Source organism: Micromonospora sp. NPDC050695 (assembly GCF_040654415.1).
GTDB lineage: Bacteria > Actinomycetota > Actinomycetes > Mycobacteriales > Micromonosporaceae > Micromonospora.
In genome coordinates this window covers 22,281-39,375 of sequence record NZ_JBFAHZ010000051.1, presented here as the reverse complement: position 1 = coordinate 39,375, position 17,095 = coordinate 22,281, and the positions used below count along the sequence as shown (strand labels likewise).

Here is a 17,095-nt window from a genome sequence, read left to right as displayed (position 1 = left end):
CCCAACATCGCCCGCGCCAACCGACGCGCCGACCGTCGCTCACACGACCTCATAACCGCTGTGACCAGCAGTTACCCCAGAACGCAATAGCCCTGGGCCAAGATCACCCAGCAGCCGGCGCAACCCGCCGACCCGCTCGCCGAAGCGCTGGAACGCGTCGCCTTCCATGATGAGCAGGACGGCTATTTCATGCTCCGTCACGGCATGGCCGAGGGATTTAGCTAAGCTCCGCAGGCTCAACGAATCGGGGTAACCACGACGGTGCCGTGCTGGAGCTGACCTACGCAAACGAACTACGGAATAGCCCTGGTGAACCAAGGCTGACCCAGCAACGTTTCTAGTCCTAGTAGGGACCGGCCCGCTCGAACCTGGCAGACCCCCGAAGTGCACCAACCACAAGGGGGCGACCCCACGGGCGGAACGTCTCATCGAAATCTTTCGACCAACGTTATGGGAGGTAAGTGTGTACCAACACAACCCCGAACCGACTTTGGCGTCCGTACGGAGCCAACGCCCAGACTGGATGATCGTAAAGCAGGACCAGAACGAATGGGCCACGAACTGGAAGTTGTTCCAGAAGCTCCTGTCGTCAACACCGCCCGCCGATCCGCCCGGTGACGGGACTCTGCTCAACGATATCGTCCAGCGTGCCATTACAGAGTGGGAGACGCGAGATCCCCGCACTCGTGGATTAGCTGCAGACCATATAGCCAACACGATTCACGCTGCCTCGGAGCAACGGGCACTCCGTCGAGCGCAGGAAATGCAGCTCCGACAGGCTCAGTTTAATTCGAGAATTTCATCGCTCACTTCTTCTACAACGCCACCGCCCGGATACACGCCGCCGCCACCCCGATATATGCCGAATAGCGCTCCTGAACAAAGAACTGCCCCTCGGCGTGAGTGAGCCATTCCGCGCAACGTTCTGACTACCGCAGGTGGCCCTTCCGAGCAGGGCTATTGCGTAGTCGCTTGAGTGCCGGCTGACCTGCGGTAACTCGCGGTCAACCGGCCGGTGCAGGTAATCGGCTCGGCTGGGCACCGAAGCTGAAGTGGTGCGACCGAAGGCCCATAGCTCCGCAGGCAAATGGGCCGGGACCGCCACGACGAGGGCTGGGCTGGAGCTGACCTGCGCAAACGGACTACGCAATAGCCCTGGATCCCGGGAAGGCCCTCTCTGGCTCGCTGAGGCGGTTGTTGCTGGTCAGGTGGGTGTGGGTAGGGCGGTGAGGGATCAGATCCCATACCCGCCGGCGGGCTTTCGCCCGGGCCTTTCCGATCTTACCCAGTGTCACCTGGTCGAGGTCGGTCAGGCACCGGCGGACCGTGCTGTCCGAGGGTGGGTCACCGAACACCGGGGCCTGATGCGCCAACAGGTCGATGTCAGACACGCTGGTCGCGCCGAGCGCGATCGACACCGCCAGGGATGTCAGCACCGTGCCCCGGTCCCACCACCCAGGGCCCTCACCGCGGGGTATCACCGCGTTCAACCCGCTGGTCAGACCTGCTTTGTCAGCGCATTTACGCAGCAGGACCGCGCCCACGTGGCCGACGAGGTTCTTATCCGTGGCCGTCACGGACAGCCGGTCATCCCACCCGATAGACTTGCTCACCAGAAAGGTGCACCCGTTTCTACATAGGACATGGCGTAGACAACCACATCCTTGCAGGTCGGGTGCACCTTTCCTTGATCGCCCTCAATGCCCGCTATCTACTCCTGCACCGGGAGGTCGAGCCCGACTGGTCCGGTGGCTGGCGGCTGGGCGACCTCTGCAGGTACTACGAAGTTGAGTTGACGACCGCCCATGACGCCGCGAGCGATGCGCGGGCGGCTGCCGAGATGGCGGTTTCGATCGCGGCCCGCCATGCACGGATCGCCGGCACGCGGCCCGACGATCTCCATCGGGCACAGGTCGCCTGGTACGCAGAGCAGAAGCGGGAGTTGCAGGCCTACTACGACAGGCAGGGGCATGACGAGCAGGTGAGCCTGGAATGGCCGTTGGAGACCAAGCGACGCCGGTAAGCGTCGAGCTTCGAGCGCCCAGCGGCGACACTGCTGCAAGTGCGCCCGCAGCGAGCGGACCAGTCACCCGCGCGGCCTCCGGGCCGCGCGGGTCAAATGCCTATCCGGTACGCCTCGACGCCGTCACGGCAGTGGCGGAGGGCCACCGTGCAGTCCTGGATGTGGCCGCGGGCCTCCGTCAGTTGGCCATTGGTCGCACCGACAACCGCTGGTCGTCCGCCCGCAAGCACCGCACTGAGAGCATTGTGGGTCGCCCACATCTTGCGGTGCAGCTCGTCAAGCCGCCTCGACGCCAGACTGAGCTGCGCGACGACCCGATCGAGCCCGCCGACGACCTGCCCGACGAGGCTGGCAGCGGCGTTGCCGCTCGATACGGGGACGGCCGCCCGAGCTGACCTGCCGGTGCTGCCGGTGTGCCGCCAGCTTCGTCTGGCAGTGGATCCGGGTGCGACACGGGATTCCTGCTGCTCGCGGCGCTCGCGCAAATGGTCGAGGCTCGCCGCGATGACGCCCTTGCCGATGCTGCCGATCGTGCTGCCGACGATCGCGCCGGTGATCACCGATGCGGACGGTGGGAGGCCCCAGCGACTGCTGATCAGGCCGACGAGGGCGCCGAGCGCGGCGCCTGCCTGTTGCAGGAGCGTGCCACCGCCCTCTTTGGCTGTCTCGAACCCCACCCGCCGCGCGAACGAGCGTTCTGGCCGCTCACCGGCACGATAATGACGCCGACGCCAGCTCATCTGGAAACAGTGTCCAGGAAGCCGCAGCTCGTCGAGATCATGAGTGGCAGGTTGACGGCGACCTCGCGGGCAATGCCTCCTGTTGTCAGGCCGAGGGGTTCCTCGCCTTCCTCCAGTTCCTCATGGTCGGCCCGCGCGTAGTAATCACAGGCATCCCAGAGGCTGTTGCTCTGGAACGAGAAGGACCAGAGGCCGTAAACGCTGTTCGGCAGCGCGAGGATGGGTTGGTTGGCGAGGCCGACACGGTGCAGGTGGGGCTCGTCAGGGGTCGATCCGAGGCCCTGGCCGAGGGGGAGCAGTTTGTGGCGGCGGAACACTGGTTCGAGGTCGCCGTCGGTGTCGAACTCGACGAGGAGGCCCCGCCCGATCAGGTCGTCGACGAGTTGGGCGGCGTCCGGTTCGGGGCGGGGGGCCGTCTCCAAGAGCCGGATCAGGGACTCTCGATTGACCTCCAGCTTGGCGTGGCGCTCCGCATCCACGAAGGAGGCCGCCCAGACAGCGGCCTCGGTTTCGGTCAGCTCGACCAGGTCGTCGCCGAGGTGGATTTCGTAGCACTCCGGGGTGGGGTCCGCCGGCCGGACGTAGCGGTATCGAGGACCCATCGACAGGCCAGCCGGAATGATGACGCGAGACATGGGCTCTCCCCTTCTTCCTCAGATGCCGGCGGTATAGCGCGCCACCATGTTGGCGGTGTCCGAAGCAAGATCGGATGCAGTGTTGAGCTTCGTCCTGATCTCTTTCAGGCTGCTGATCGCGGCAGCGATCTGCGGATCTCCGGTGCCACTGGTGACCGACATGAGCAGGGCGAGGTCCTGTCCCAGTTGGGCGCGCACGGCCTGAATTTCTGCCACCTGCTCCTTCGTCGCGACAGCGAACCGGTTGACCCCGGCTTTGATCTCCTCGATCGACGCCACGGCAGCCCTCCCCATCGATGCAGGCTTATCCGCAGTGACCGTACCCGACTGCGTACGCTGCGTCAGTCCCCATTCATCGATGGGCTTGTTGCTACAAGGACACGATGGTGAACTCGTAGTTGCCGGGGCCGACTGACCTGTTGAGGGTCCGGACGATCCGGTCGGGGTTGTCGTGGGGGCCTTGCTGGAAGTAGGGCTTGCCGTTCAGGCCGAACGTGATTCGACTCGGCGGTTCCCACGTTCCGAGGTAAGGCGCGGCGCTGTAGAAGTCACGATGCGGGTCGAAGCCGAGGCTGTGGGCGTAATCGACGGCACCGAAGGTCAGGTGTCGGGCAAGCTCGATCGGTGCCTCGATCGGCCCGGAGTCGTAGGCCTGGAAGTAGTCGTCCACGAAGTAGGGCCACGCGGCCGCTTCCGTGGTGGTCGGCGGCAGCGCGTTCTTGACGCCGAGACAGTAGGTGTCGACCAGGAACCCGCAGATGGTCACGGCGTCGCCGTCGGCGCGGGCGACCACGAGGCTGACCAGGCCGGCTCCCATCGCCATCCGTGGAAGCTTCTTGTCGTCGATCCAGTCGGCGGGCCGCTGCGCGATGGTCAGGCCGTTGCTCCACTGGCGGCTGATCCAACAACCCACGAGCGGTAACTCCGAGGGGCGGACGCGTTTCGGCCGCGCAGCGGCGACGCCCCGTACGAGGTTGGTGGCCACGGCACGGGTGATGCCAAGCTCCCGGGCGATCTGCTTGGGCGTCCGGCCCGCAGCCCGGAGTGCCTGCGCTTGCGTCGTCAGCTCGTTCGATTCCACCGGGCAGATTTTGGTGCCGCCCCGACAGAGCGTCAAACCCGCCACGCCGTTGCCAGAGCGCCGCCGATGCTCACGGTCAGCCCAGCACGCTCATGTACTGCTGCGCGGCTTGGCTGCTGCCCTGCAGGGTGGTCGCGGCCTCCATCAGCCGCTGCTTGCTCTGCTCGGCGCGAGCGATGGCCTCGGCGAGAGTCGGGTGGCCGGTGCCGGCGGCCACCGCGCGCAGCCGGACCAGCACCTGCTCGGTGCTCTCGATGGCGGCCCGGATCTGGTTGGTCGTCGTGTTGCTCTGGTCGGCTGCCTGAGCGAGCGCGGCCTTCACTTGCTCGATGCTGGACATGCCGTCCTCCCGGTCGACTGCGTGGGGTGTGCTCCATGGACGCACGTTCCGTGGAGGGACGAACACTAACCGAAACCAGGAGGCGTCGGCAGCCCCGTCAATGTCATCCCCACGAATCCATGATCGACGGATCAGGGGAGTGGAGTGCGGCGGACGAGGGCCGGAGCTGAGCAGGGGCGGGAGGGGCGCCAACGAGCGTGATGACACACAGGCATCAATATGCCTCAGAGTCATCACGCTCAAAGTCATCATGCCGAGGCGGTCTGCTGGCCGAGTTGGCGTGGCTGGCTGGGCAAACGCGTCGAGGGGATGCCGGCGAGCGGCATCCCCTCAAGAAATTGGCGTCAGTTGCCGAACGTCTCCTGCTTGACGGAGGCGACGAAGGCCGACCAGGCGGTTGGGCCGAACGTCAGCACCGGGCCGGTCGGGTCCTTGCTGTCGCGCAGCCCGACGACGCCGGGAAGGTTGTCAGCAACCTCGACGCAGTCGCCGGAGCCATTGCTGCGGGTGCTCTTCCGCCAGGTCACGCGGGCCACGTGGGTCTCTTCCACCGCGCGCCGTCCTCTCATCGCTCGTCGATCGCCCCCTGGATCAGGTCGCGCGACTCGCGAGCGCTGGCCGCCGTGGCGACCAGGTGATCGAAGATGCGGCTGTATTCCCTGACCTGTTGGCCTTCGAGGTAGAGGCTACCGGCGCGGGTCTCGATGTAGACCACCCCGGGGTCGGCCGGTTCAGGAAACGCGAGCACGCTGAACGCGCTGCCCATCGAGCCGTATTCGCCGGCACCGAAGGTCAGGATCTGGACGGTGTTGCCGGGGCGCTCCGCCTCGTCGACCAGTCGACGCAACTGCGCCTTGAATGCCTCCGCTCCACCGATCGGTCGCCGTAGCGCAGCCTCGTCCAAAACCACCCACAGCTTCGGTGGGTTGTCGCTCGCCTGTCGGCGCATCCGCAGCTCGACCCGGCGATCCACCTCATCGGTGGGGGCGTCGGGGTGCTCGGCCCGGATCACGGCGCGGGCGTAGTCGGCGGTCTGAAGTAGCCCCGGGATCAGTTGCGGCTGAAAGGCGCGGATCTCCGACGCTTCGGCCTCCAGACCGACGTAGACCTCGAACCAGTCCGGCAGCACGTCGTCGTACGCCTGCCACCAGCCGCGCTTACGGGCGTCCCGAGCGACCTGAGCGAGTGCGTCGACCTCCTCGCCCTCGACTCCGTAGAGCTCAAGGAGGCCGCGGGCGACCGGTGGCAGCACGGAGACCTGGGCATTCTCGATGCGGCTGAGCGCCGACTTCGAGATGCCGATCTCCTTCGCCGCCTGGTCGGCGGTCATCCCGGTCTGCTCACGCAGGCGGCGGAGGGCTGCGGCGAGGCGCCGTCGACGGACGGTTGGGCTTCCAGTCATGTCGACCAGTGTGGACTGAGCGAACGCGACACGCAATGACCTAGTCCCTAATCGGGAGTTGCGCAAAGGGATGCGAGCGTTGCACGATGAGTGAGGTTCCGAGTCGCCTGGGTGACCGTTTCTGGGCGTGCGGCCAGGAAGCGCCCTGCTGTCGTACTGCTGGTCGTGGCTGCGGTGGCAGGTGCCGGGGTGGGTCCGTCGGTGCCGGCGGATCGGCGGGCCCACTCGTTCACAGGTCTATCTCGACGGTGAGAGGCAGGTCGTCATGCGCGTCTTCTTCCGGCATACCGGGCGTCGGCAGCGGTCGGTCCACGGGCCGACCAGCTACCGGTCTGCGGCCTACCACCCGTTGCGGCCGTGGCAGGTACGCGAGAAGCAGTTTCGCCCGACCCCGCTCGGTCGGCGCGGCGTCGAGCCCGGTGAGGTGCAGGAATTCCTCGACCGGGTCGCCGGTGACCTGGCGGTCGTCTATGACGCGCTCGCACAGAGCCGTCGGGAGACCGAGCGGGTCAAGGAAGCGCTGCGCCAGTGGCAGTCGGCGCAGGCACGCGCCCGCAACGAGCGGAGCCAGGGCCGATGAGCGATCGCTGGGTCATCCACCTGCCGGTGGTCGCCGGCGACCTGCCCACCGCGCAGCGGCTTGCCCGGGTGGTCGCGCACTGGGCGCACGTCCTGCCGCAACTCGACCCGGCGGGCACCACCGTGTCGGCCGAGGACGACCAGAACGTACGCCACTGGGTCTTCTGCGACCGCAAGCTGCCCGAAGGCCGGCGCTGCCTGCTGCGGGCCGACCACGACGGTGCCTGCTCCCGGCGGGCGGTGCGCCGGCGATGACCGGCGTACCCGTGATCACCTGCCCGGACTGTGGCGGGCTCACCTTCGAGGTGCAGCGGTGTCACTGCACCAGCGGTGGCGACCGGCTGCTCGTCGAGTGGGACGCCCAGGCTGACCAGCCCTACGCCGACTGCCAACTCTGCGGCGGCGACGGCAGCGTCGCGGTGCCCTGCCGGGCCTGCGCGCAGAGTGGTCGGCGGCGGGCCGAGCTGGTGCTGACCGTGGTCAACCTCGACACCGGGCTCGCCGCATCCCGGCGGTTGCGGGCCGGCGGTCTCCCGCCGCAGCGCGATGCGGACGGCAGGTGGCAGGTGCCGTTGGCGCCGATCGTGTGGGAGTTGGCCGGCGGCGTAGGTGCCCGCAGCCTGCGCGACCGCTGGCACCTCGACGGCGAACTCCGACATTCGACGCTCTGGCTGCCCCGGGGGTGGCGACCCGACCTGCCCGCCACGCAGCGGCACGCCATCGAGGCCGAGGTGCTGGCCGGGTACGACAGCGACCCGTGGCGAGTCTTCGTCGGGCGGTCCACCGACAAGCCGCCGACGCCGGACCCGGGGCGTCACCTGGGTCAGCTCTGCGCGCTGGCCGACCTGCTGCACCTGGACCTCGTCGTGGAGGTCCGTCGGTGCTACGGCGAGGCCACCTGGGACCTCCGCTACGAGTTGCCCGGCGGGGAAGTGCCGATCGAAGCTCAGGCGAGGGGTGTGGACCTGCCCGCCGCCGTCACCGCCACCACGGTCAACACCGCGATGCGTCGGCTCGACGAGCGGGGGCGCAGTGTGCCCGCGTACACCGTGCGGCTGGCCTCCGGCGAGCCGGCCGGGCCGGTGGCGACCGACCTTGACCTGGTGGAACGCCGGCTTCTGTCCGATTTCTCCATGGACGTGCCCGGCGCGCAGGCGATCTGGCGCAACGGCCGGTGGTGGCACACCCGACTGCGCGACGGCGGCGGCGTGGAGATGCTGCACGAACGGAACACCGGTCAGGTCTCCCGGCGCGAGGTGACCACCCTGCTGCGGGCCTGGGAACCACCCGACCCGGACTGGTGGGGCGAGCCGGTCGACTGGCACGAATGCCCCGACTGCCGGCCGGACAGCCGGTTGCGCCGCTGCCACTGCCGGGTCGGCTCCACGGCTGCCGACCCGGACTGCCCCCGCTGCGCCGGCGCCGGGATGGCGCCCTCGGCGCTGGCCTGCCACACCTGCCTGGACAGCCGCCGGGTCTACTCCGCCTTGACCGTGACGGTCACCGACCTGTCCCGCGCCGTGCACGCGCTGTGGCGCCCGGCCGCCGGCGAGCCGGCGACGCTGGTCGCCACCCAACCCGGCGGCAAACCCGTCTACCAGCTGCGCGACCACTACCGGGTCGCGCGTCTCGCGGCCATCTTCGGGGTACGCCCACCGGACCTCATCCCCGTCGGCGACGTGCTGGGCCACGGGCTCGACCAGAACCTCTGCGACGGCACCGTCACCGTTGACGGCCCGGGGATGGACCCGGCCGGCTGCTACGTCTCCTCGGCCGCGCGGGGACGCCCCGGTGCCCGGCTGATCGTGCTGGCCCGGGTGCCGGACGCACCGCCGCTGGTCGACCTGATCCGGCTGGCCCTCGGGCTCGATCTGGCCCTGGCGGTCAGCGTCTGCGACTACCGGCTCAACGAGGCAGACCCGCTGCTCGTGCACGGTGACTGGTGGGGGGTGCAGATCGTCCGCGCCGACGCACCCGTCGAGCCGGATCCGGCGCTGTCGCGGTCCCTGGAAGCGGCCATCGCCGTTTGCCTCGAATACCTGGAGAACGCCCTACTCGCCGCCGTACCCCGGGACCCGGAGCAGCCGGTGCCCGCACCCGGGCTCGCCGACCCGCCGGTCGTCGCCGACCCGACGGTGCTGCTCAGCCGGCTCGGGCAGCACTACGCCGGCCAGGTCATCACCGCCCGCCTCACGCGGGCTGGGTGTCAGCTCTGGTTGGCCGAGCGGGACGGTGTCCGCCCGCTCGCCCGAGCCGCCACGGTCGCGGACGCAGTCGCCGCCCTGCGCCTGTGACGCGTTCGCCTCGTCCGGGCTACGCCCGGCGGCTGGGATGAGCGCTGGTCACGCCTTAGGATCGGCGGGTTGCCGGTGACGCCGGCGGCACGGGGAGCGGCGGTGCGAGGAGCGGTGATGACCCTGTTACGGGACGTGATCGAGATTCCGACGTCGGTCGGTGACGGCGACTTCGTCGTCCGCGCCGCTGAGGGCGCGGACCTGCGCCGGTACGTCGTCACCGACCAACTCCGGGACAACTTCGCCGAGGCGCTGCGCCGCATCGGCCACGCCGTCACCACCGGACGCTCGCAGGCGATGTTCCTGCACGGGTCGTTCGGCTCCGGCAAGTCGCACTTCATGGCTGTGCTGCGGGAGATACTCCAGCACAACCCGGCAGCGCGGGAGGTGCGCGGCCTGGCCGAGCCCGTCCTCGCCGCCGACCCCTGGCTGCGCGACCGGAAACTACTCACCCTCACCTTCCACATGCTCGACGCGCGTTCGGTAGAGCAGGCGATCCTGGAGGGCTACCTCAACCAGATCACCGTTCTGCACCCGGAAGCACCCGTTCCCGCCGTACACCGGTCGGACGCGCTGCTCGACGACGCCGCGCGGCTGCGCGACCGGATGGGCGACGAGGCGTTCTTCGCGGCGCTGCACGACGCCGGCGGCGCTCCCGCCGCGGCCGGCGGCGGCCTCGCCGCGCACATCGCGCGGGCCGCCGGCTGGACCCCGGAGATGTACGCCGCGGCGGCGGCCGCGCCGCCCGGCACCGAGCAGCGGGACCGGCTGGTCAGCGCACTGACCAGCACGTTCTTCACCGGTGCCGTCCGCAGCGGGGAATACCTCGACCTGGACACCGGCCTCGCGGTGATCACCCGGCATGCCAAATCCCTCGGGTACGACGCGATGGTGCTCTTCCTCGACGAGCTGATCCTGTGGCTCTCCACCAAGATCAGCGACCACGTCTTCGTCAACACCGAGGGCGCCAAGCTCAACAAGCTCATCGAGTCCGCCGACGCGACCCGGCCGTTGCCGCTGATCTCGTTCGTGGCCCGGCAGCGCAACCTGGAGGACTTCCTCGGTCCCCAGGTCGGCGGCACCGAACGGGAAGCCCTCGCGCACGTCATGCGCAGCGTCCAGGGCCGATTCGGTGAGATCGCCCTCGCCGACACGAACCTGCCCGAGATCACCGAGAAGCGGCTCCTCAAGCCGCTGACCGATGAGGGTCGGGCGGTGCTCGACAACGCCTTCGCCGCCGTCAAGGGCAACCGCGAGGTGTGGGACGCGCTGCTGCTCGGCGCCCAGTATGGTGACGCCGGCATCGGCTCCGACGCCGCCGCGTTCCGCAAGCTCTATCCGTTCTCGCCGGCGCTGGTCGCCACCCTGGTCGCGCTGTCGCAGGCCTTGCAGCGGGAACGTACCGCGCTGAAGGTGATGACCGAGCTGCTCGTCGACCGCCGGGACACTCTCCAGGTCAACGACCTGATCGGGGTGGCGGCGCTCTTCGACCCTCTCGTCCTGCACGGTGAGCTGCCCGACCGGCCCAAGCTCAAGCAGCTCTTCCAGGCCGCCCGCACGCTGTATGTGCAGAAGCTGCGGCCGATCCTGCTCAACCTCAACAGCATCGGCGAGGAGCAGGCGGCCACCCACCAGCAGTTCCAGCTCGACGACAAGCTGATCAAGACGCTGCTGCTCGGTGCGCTGGTGCCCGAGGTGCCGGCCCTGCACAGCCTCACCGCCGCCAAGCTGCACGCGCTCAACTTCGGCTCGATCACCTCGCCGATCCCCGGCTACGAGCGGCAGATCGTGCTCAACCGGCTCAACCGGGTCGCCGACAGCGCCGGTGAGCTGCACCTGACCACGACCCCCGACCCGGTCGTCACCCTCAAGCTGCACACCGTCGACTACGACAAGCTGCTCGACCTGGTCCGCGAGGACGAGGCCAACAACACCGGCGTCCGGCAGCAGCTCATTCGGGAGCTGGTCAGCGCCGAGATGGGCATCGCCGGCAGCGAGGGCCAGCTCGGCGAACTGCTCCACTCCCGGGCCTGGCGTGGCCGGTCGCACACCATCCAGGTCAAGTTCGGCAACGTCCGCGACCCCGACACGATGCCGGTCTCCGCGCTGATTGCCACCGGCGACGCATGGCGGATCGTCATCGACTACCCGTTCGACCCGCAGGGCTACGAGCGCAGCGCCGACCGCGCCCGGATCGAGCGCCTGGAGCGGGGCTCGAAGACGGTCTTCTGGCTGCCGTTCTATCTCACCGACGAACTGTTGGGTAAGGTCGGTCAGCTCGCGAAGATCAACTATCTGCTCGGCAACGGCACCGGCGACCGGCTCAACTCGCTCGCCGCCGACTGGCCCCTCGCCGACCGGCAGCAGGGCCGGGTCTACCTCCAACAGCGGCAGACCCAGCTGCGCGGCACGCTGATCAGCGCCCTCATGCAGGCGTACGGGTCGGCAACCTCCCGCGGCTCCGACGTGCAGGACGACACCATCGGTGTGTTCCACACCCTCGCCGAAGGTCTGCACGTCGGCGACCCCCGCGGCGGCACCCTGACCGAGGCGTTCACCAACCTCACCGGCGAACTTCTGGCCTGGTCCTACCCGGGCCGCCCGGCCATGCCGGACGACGAGAAGCCCGTCACCCGCAGCGAGATGGCGAAAATCATCGAGTACGCCAGGCAGGCCGCCGCCGACCCCGCCCGGGGTGTCAGCGTGCCCAACCCGGCCGACCAGCGCATCCTCCGGCGCGTCTGCAACAACCTGCGCCTGGGCGAGCTGATCGATGGCCGGTACGTGCTGAACATGACCACCTGCCACTGGAGTAAGCACCTGCTCCAGGCCGCCGCCAACGAGGGTTACACCGACCACTTCCCGGTGCACGTGCTGCGTCGGCTCATCGACGAGCCCGCCGCGTTCGGCTTCGACCGGGACCTGCAAAACCTGATCATTCTGGTCTTCGGCCTGGAGCAGCAGCTCGCCTGGTACCAACACAGCGGCAAGATCGATGTCACGAACGTTGCCGCCGTTCGGGACGGTGAGATGGAGCTGCGGCACCCGCCGATGCCCGACGAACAGGCCTGGAACGCGGCGGTCCTCCGGGGTGCCGCGCTCTTCGGCGGCGTGCTGCCCGCCTGGCGGACGCCCGCCAACCTGGGCGAACTGGCCGGCACGCTGCGTCGGGCGGCGGGCGCGCGGCAGAAGCCCGCCGGTGACCTCGTGCAGGCCCTCGAAGCCCACGCCGACGTGCTGGGGCTCGACAGGTCGGCGCTCACGGGTCGGCTCGCCACCGCCCGGCGGGCGGCCCGGCTCGTGACCGACCTGGCCGTCGAGCGCGACGATGTGGTGCTGGTCGAGACGTTGGCGCGCGCCGACCTCGGCGACGTCGACGACCAGGCCGTCGGCGAGGTGCTCAGCCAGGCGGGAGACATCACCAAGGCGTTGGCCCAGGGCCACCAGTGGCCCCTGCTCCAGGCGATCGCCGCCCGCGCCGGCCACGACGACCGGGCACGAGTGATCATCGAGCAGTTGCAGAGCGTCGGCCGGCACGAACAGCACGGACAGGACCTGGTCGATGCCCTCCAATCGGCCTCCGCGGCATCTGCGGCGCTCCTCGCCGCCGACCAGCCGAAACAGCCGACCACGCCGGCGAGTGGCAGCGATGCCACCGTGAACGGCGCCGGCGTGACCCCGAGCGCCACCGGTTCGGTTCCGGGTGTCGCGGGCGCGTCGGTGCCGACCCAGCAGCCTGGTCGGACCCCCGGAACGGCGGCGCCGCCCGGCGCAGGCAGCGTCGAGGTAGGGGGCGCGAGGTCGACGTCTGTGCCGGGTGGCAGCGGGTCGGTCGGCGTTGCTGCCCGGCGGCACGAGGTCAGCGACGTGGCCAGCTGGGAGAAGATCGCCGCCGAGATCGCGGCCGAGGTTGCCGCAGGACGGCGCGTCACGGTCAGTTGGGAGACCCAATGACCGGGACGCGCACCTCTGCCCCGCGTCGCGCGGGGACGCAGTCGTGAGCGCGCCCGTCGCCGCGGCCCAGCCGGACGCAGTCCGCCGCAAGATCGAAGCGTGGCTGGCGGAAAACGACCGCGCGGAGACCATCGCGCTGACCGCCCGACCCGAGTGGTCGGCCGAACCGGTGCTCACCATCGGCGACACCCAGGTCCGGGTGGTCCCATGTCCCACTCCGCTGGCCGCCCGCGCAGCCCTGCACGACCGGCCCGACGGTGAGCGGCTGGTGCTGCTCACCGAGCTGACGGACAGCGAGTTGGGCGACGGGCTCCTCGCCCACCTCAGCAAGCAGACCGTCCGCAAGATCGACCCGTGGGATCTGGTCCGGCAGATGTTCGGCGGGGTGAACGCCCTCGACCCCACTCTGGTCCGGGTCGGCCGCTGGGTCGCCAACGCCCTCACCGACCACACCCCGGCGGACGGGTGGCCCGCCCCACCCGGCGCGATCCTCACCCGTGACCACGCGTTGCGCAGCCTCACCTCGGAACTGCTCGATCTGCCGCCCGCCGAACTGGACAACAGCGGGTTGGTGCAGTGGAGCACCGACGCCCGCCGGCAACTGCGCTTCACCACGCTGCCGGACGCCGTCGCCGACGGCATCACCACGTACCTGACCGGGACCGCCGGCCGTGCTGCCGTTCCGGTCATGGCCGCCGTCCGGGCCGGGCACGGGGTCGACGTCATCGCGCTGGGGCTCCTGGCCGGGCTGCTCTGGCCCGCCCCCAACGAGAAGGTCGCCGAGGTGGAGGCGGCGGTCGGCCGTACCCGCCTGGAACCCCGGTTCGGTGGCCTTCGGCTCACGTCACACCAGGCCAAGGCGCTGCACGAGGCGGCAGAGGCGTGGGTCTACCGGACTGTCGACTCCGGGCCCACCGGACGAGACGAGGCGATGCGGATGCTGCGGCGGGCGGAAACGATCGCCGCCGACGTCGGCATCACCGGTCTGCTCGGGGCGTCGGCCGTCCTGCCCAGCGGCTTCGTCCAACGGCTGCGTGCCTTCGCCGACGCCGTACGGCTCGCCGTGCCAGCCGGAACCACGGCACTGCCCGCCGCCGTTGCCCGCGCGCAGTCGGCACTTGCCACCGTAGAGGCACACCGGGCCGCCGATCCCCGCCGAGAGGAGACCGCCCGGATGGCCGTACGCCTGCTGCGCTGGCTGCACACCACCGACGGTCCCGCACCGGCCACCCTGCTCGACGCGTTGCACCGGCAGGTCCGCCAGGACGGCTGGGTGGACCGGGCGCGGCTCGACGTCTTCGCCGGCGACCCCGACCAGCAGGTCGCCGAGGCGTACCGCCTGTTGCACCATGCTGTCGACGTGCGCCGATCCCGCCACGACCAGCAGTTCGCTACGCTGCTCGCCGCCGCGACGAGCGCCGAGACCGAGCCCGGCGCGCTGCTGCGCGTCGAGGACGTGCTCGACCGTGTCGTCCAGCCGGTCCTCGACCACGGCCGCCGGGTGCTGCTGCTCGTCATGGACGGCATGGGTGTCGCCGCCGCCACCGAGCTGGCCGAGTCGGTCACCCGGACCGGCGCCTGGGTCGAGCTCAGCCTTGACGGCGGGCCGCGGACCGGGGCGCTGGCGGCACTGCCGACCGTCACCGAGGCCAGCCGATGCAGCCTGCTGAGCGGACGGATCGCCGCAGGCCGTCAACAGGCCGAACGGAAGGCATTCCAGGAACGCTTTCCCACCGGCCGACTGCTGCACAAAGCCGCATTACGGGCCGGTGCCGGGGCAGCCCTGGATCCCGAGGTGCTCGCGGCCCTTGACGACCCGTCGATCCCGTTGGTCGCCGCCGTCGTCAACACGATCGACGACGCGCTGGACCGCAGCGAACCGGGCACCACCGTCTGGGGGGACGACACCATCACCGCCGTCGGCGACCTGCTTACCTCTGCGGCGGACCGGGTGGTCATCCTCGTCTCCGACCATGGCCATGTCGTGGACCGAGGCCCAGACGGGGTCACCCTGCCCAGCGGTAGCGGCGAAAACCGGTGGCGTCCGCCGACCGAAGCGGCCGGAGACTCTGAGGTGGCCATCACCGGCAGCCGGGTGGCGCTCGGAGGCGGTTCCGTTGTCCTGCCCTGGCGGGAAGACGTGCGCTACGGGCCGCGTAAAGCGGGCTACCACGGCGGCGCTTCCCCCGCCGAAGCGGTCATCCCGCTGCTCGTGCTGAGCGCCGGCGACGACCTCGCCGTACCCGGGTGGGCGGGCGCGCCGGTGGCCAGCCCCGACTGGTGGCGCGAACCGCTGCCGGAGACGCCACCGGCGTCGGCCCACCCGACGCAGGCGACCCGACGTCGTGCACGTCGGCCCGTCGAAGAGCAGCCGACCGGTCTCTTCGACCTCGCGCCAACAGGTGCGGCTGCCGTTTCTCAGCCCGAGCCCGCCGCGCCTGACCTCGTGACGGCACTGCTCGCCAGCGACCACTATGCACAGCGGCGAGACCCCCGCCTGCCGCTGGCCGACGAACGGGTCGCCGCGCTGCTGGGCACACTGATCGCCAGTGGTGACCGGGCGACCCTGGACACTCTCGCCGCCCGATCCGGCGTACCAGCACACCGGATCAACGGCACGGTCACCGCGTTGCGCCGGCTCCTCCAAGTCGAGGGCTACCCGGTGATCACCGTCGACGCGGACGGCCGGACCGTCCACCTCAACCGTAAGCTGCTGATTGAGCAATTCGAGCTGGAGCAGCGGTGACGGTGGAGATTTCCGCTCGTCGCCGCCGGGACATCATCGACGCGCTACGCCGGGGTGCCGTCCCGAGCAACGGGCTCGACGCGCTCGCGGTCGGGCTCGACCGGTTCACCGCCGCACTGGACGACGACCTCGCGCGGGTCGCCGACGGCGGCAGTGTCTTCAAGGCAGTCCGGGGCGAGTACGGCGCTGGCAAGACCTTCTTCACCAGATGGCTGGCCGAGCGCGCCAAGCGGCGAGGATTCGCCGCCGCGGAAGTTCAGATCTCGGAGCTGGAGACGCCCCTGCACCGGATGGAGACCGTTTACCGACGGCTGGTCGAACACCTCAGCACGGAACAGTTCATGCCGAGTGCGTTCCGTCCCGTCCTCGATGGTTGGATCTTCGCGTTGGAGGAGGACGTGCTCGCCGCCGGTACGGTCGCGGAGGACGACGCGCCGGGGCTCGACCGTGCGGTGAACGACCTGTTGGAGCGCCGGCTGGGCGACATTTCCCGCAGCACGCCGGGCTTTGCTGCGGCTCTGCGCGGTTATCGGGCTGCCAGCGCTGCCGGTGACCACCTCACCGCCGACGGGCTGGCGGCATGGCTCGGTGGTCAGCCGCACGTCGCGGCCTCCGCCCGGCGCGCTGCCGGGGTCAAGGGTGACCTCGACCATTACGGCGCGCTGAGCTTCCTGCAGGGTCTGTTGACCGTTCTGCGCGACAGTGGGCACCATGGGCTGCTGCTGGTGCTCGACGAGGTCGAGACCCTGCAACGGGTACGCTCCGACGCCCGGGACAAAGCGCTGAACGCTCTCCGACAGCTCATCGACGAGATTCATGCTGAACGATTCCCGGGCCTGCTGTTGGTGATCACCGGAACACCCGCGTTCTTCGACGGTCCGCAGGGCGTTCAACGCCTGCCACCTCTTGCGCAACGGCTCGCCACCGACCTTGGCCCCGACCCGCGCTGGGACAACCCCCGGGCCACCCAGCTCCGACTGCCCGGCTTCACCATCGACGCTCTGGTGGAGCTCGGCACCAGGGTCCGAGACATCTACGCCAGCGCCCAGGTCAACGCGCGGGTCGACGACGAATACCTGGCCACCCTGGCCCGCGCCGTGACCGGCGCCCTGGGCGGGGAGGTCGGAGTGGCACCCCGCGTCTACCTCAAGAAGCTCGTCGCGGACGTCTTCGATCGGGTGGACCAGTTCGCCGACTGGGAACCGCGGCGGCACTACGCGCTGACGGTGCGAGCCGACGAGCTGACCGAGGTGGAACGCAATGCCGCCGCTCGGGCCGACGACATCGAACTGACGATCTGA

Annotated in this window: 16 protein-coding genes; 7 read left to right on the top strand and 9 right to left on the bottom strand. The window is 69.7% G+C overall.

All coding sequences use genetic code 11. The annotated features are described in order from the left end of the window. Nucleotides 1–39 precede the first annotated feature (39 nt). Together AB0H52_RS26510 and AB0H52_RS26505 are read right to left on the bottom strand one after the other, a co-directional pair. A complete protein-coding gene (locus AB0H52_RS26510; RefSeq protein WP_357950772.1) occupies nucleotides 40–240 on the bottom strand; it encodes a hypothetical protein in 201 nt (66 codons plus the stop codon). 902 nt (nucleotides 241–1,142) lie between these two features. Beyond that, complete coding sequence (locus tag AB0H52_RS26505) at nucleotides 1,143–1,613, bottom strand: transposase (RefSeq protein WP_192580517.1); 471 nt, start codon at nucleotides 1,611–1,613, stop codon at nucleotides 1,143–1,145. Between the two features lie 62 nt (nucleotides 1,614–1,675). Between AB0H52_RS26505 and AB0H52_RS26500 the strand changes: the two genes are divergently transcribed. After that, nucleotides 1,676–2,023: a hypothetical protein gene (locus AB0H52_RS26500; RefSeq protein WP_357950768.1), complete on the top strand. Its 348-nt coding sequence runs from the start codon at nucleotides 1,676–1,678 to the stop codon at nucleotides 2,021–2,023. 92 nt (nucleotides 2,024–2,115) lie between these two features. Here AB0H52_RS26500 and AB0H52_RS26495 read toward each other — a convergent pair whose 3' ends face one another. The 7 genes from AB0H52_RS26495 to AB0H52_RS26465 all read right to left on the bottom strand — a co-directional run bounded on the left by AB0H52_RS26495 (nucleotide 2,116) and on the right by AB0H52_RS26465 (nucleotide 6,221). Further along, the gene (locus AB0H52_RS26495; RefSeq protein ID WP_357950764.1) at nucleotides 2,116–2,763 is read right to left on the bottom strand and encodes a hypothetical protein; all 648 of its coding nucleotides are present in this window, start codon (nucleotides 2,761–2,763) and stop codon (nucleotides 2,116–2,118) included. Continuing rightward, complete coding sequence (locus AB0H52_RS26490; RefSeq protein ID WP_357950761.1) at nucleotides 2,760–3,398, bottom strand: hypothetical protein; 639 nt, start codon at nucleotides 3,396–3,398, stop codon at nucleotides 2,760–2,762. Before AB0H52_RS26490 ends, AB0H52_RS26495 begins: the two co-directional genes overlap by 4 nt. 18 nt (nucleotides 3,399–3,416) lie before the next feature. Next, nucleotides 3,417–3,677 carry a hypothetical protein gene (locus AB0H52_RS26485; protein WP_151493126.1) on the bottom strand — a complete coding sequence of 87 codons (261 nt, stop codon included), beginning with the start codon at nucleotides 3,675–3,677 and terminating at the stop codon, nucleotides 3,417–3,419. Between the two features lie 91 nt (nucleotides 3,678–3,768). Continuing rightward, nucleotides 3,769–4,524, bottom strand: coding sequence for a hypothetical protein (locus AB0H52_RS26480; protein ID WP_357950758.1), 756 nt, complete (start codon nucleotides 4,522–4,524; stop codon nucleotides 3,769–3,771). 31 nt (nucleotides 4,525–4,555) lie between these two features. Continuing rightward, nucleotides 4,556–4,819 (bottom strand): hypothetical protein, encoded by a 264-nt coding sequence (locus AB0H52_RS26475; protein ID WP_151493124.1) that lies wholly within the window; start codon nucleotides 4,817–4,819, stop codon nucleotides 4,556–4,558. 344 nt (nucleotides 4,820–5,163) lie between these two features. Further along, nucleotides 5,164–5,388, bottom strand: a complete 225-nt coding sequence (locus AB0H52_RS26470; protein WP_357950755.1) for a DUF397 domain-containing protein — start codon at nucleotides 5,386–5,388, stop codon at nucleotides 5,164–5,166. Further along, entirely contained in the window at nucleotides 5,385–6,221 is an 837-nt protein-coding gene (locus tag AB0H52_RS26465) for a helix-turn-helix transcriptional regulator (RefSeq protein ID WP_357950752.1), read from the bottom strand. Before AB0H52_RS26465 ends, AB0H52_RS26470 begins: the two co-directional genes overlap by 4 nt. A 265-nt stretch (nucleotides 6,222–6,486) precedes the next feature. Here AB0H52_RS26465 and AB0H52_RS26460 point away from each other — a divergent pair, with 265 nt between their 5' ends. The 6 genes from AB0H52_RS26460 (at nucleotide 6,487) to brxD (ending at nucleotide 17,095) form a co-directional block, all read left to right on the top strand. Continuing rightward, a complete protein-coding gene (locus AB0H52_RS26460; RefSeq protein ID WP_151490985.1) occupies nucleotides 6,487–6,801 on the top strand; it encodes a DivIVA domain-containing protein in 315 nt (104 codons plus the stop codon). After that, a complete protein-coding gene (locus AB0H52_RS26455) occupies nucleotides 6,798–7,055 on the top strand; it encodes a hypothetical protein (RefSeq protein WP_151490984.1) in 258 nt (85 codons plus the stop codon). Before AB0H52_RS26460 ends, AB0H52_RS26455 begins: the two co-directional genes overlap by 4 nt. Further along, nucleotides 7,052–9,094 carry a hypothetical protein gene (locus AB0H52_RS26450; RefSeq protein WP_357950748.1) on the top strand — a complete coding sequence of 681 codons (2,043 nt, stop codon included), beginning with the start codon at nucleotides 7,052–7,054 and terminating at the stop codon, nucleotides 9,092–9,094. The genes AB0H52_RS26455 and AB0H52_RS26450 overlap by 4 nt, the downstream gene beginning before the upstream one ends. A 117-nt stretch (nucleotides 9,095–9,211) precedes the next feature. Beyond that, complete coding sequence (locus AB0H52_RS26445; RefSeq protein WP_357950745.1) at nucleotides 9,212–13,048, top strand: phage resistance protein; 3,837 nt, start codon at nucleotides 9,212–9,214, stop codon at nucleotides 13,046–13,048. 43 nt (nucleotides 13,049–13,091) lie between these two features. Then, nucleotides 13,092–15,794 carry a BREX-2 system phosphatase PglZ gene (gene pglZ / locus AB0H52_RS26440; RefSeq protein ID WP_357950742.1) on the top strand — a complete coding sequence of 901 codons (2,703 nt, stop codon included), beginning with the start codon at nucleotides 13,092–13,094 and terminating at the stop codon, nucleotides 15,792–15,794. Continuing rightward, the gene (gene brxD / locus AB0H52_RS26435; protein WP_357950739.1) at nucleotides 15,791–17,095 is read left to right on the top strand and encodes a BREX system ATP-binding protein BrxD; all 1,305 of its coding nucleotides are present in this window, start codon (nucleotides 15,791–15,793) and stop codon (nucleotides 17,093–17,095) included. The genes pglZ and brxD overlap by 4 nt, the downstream gene beginning before the upstream one ends.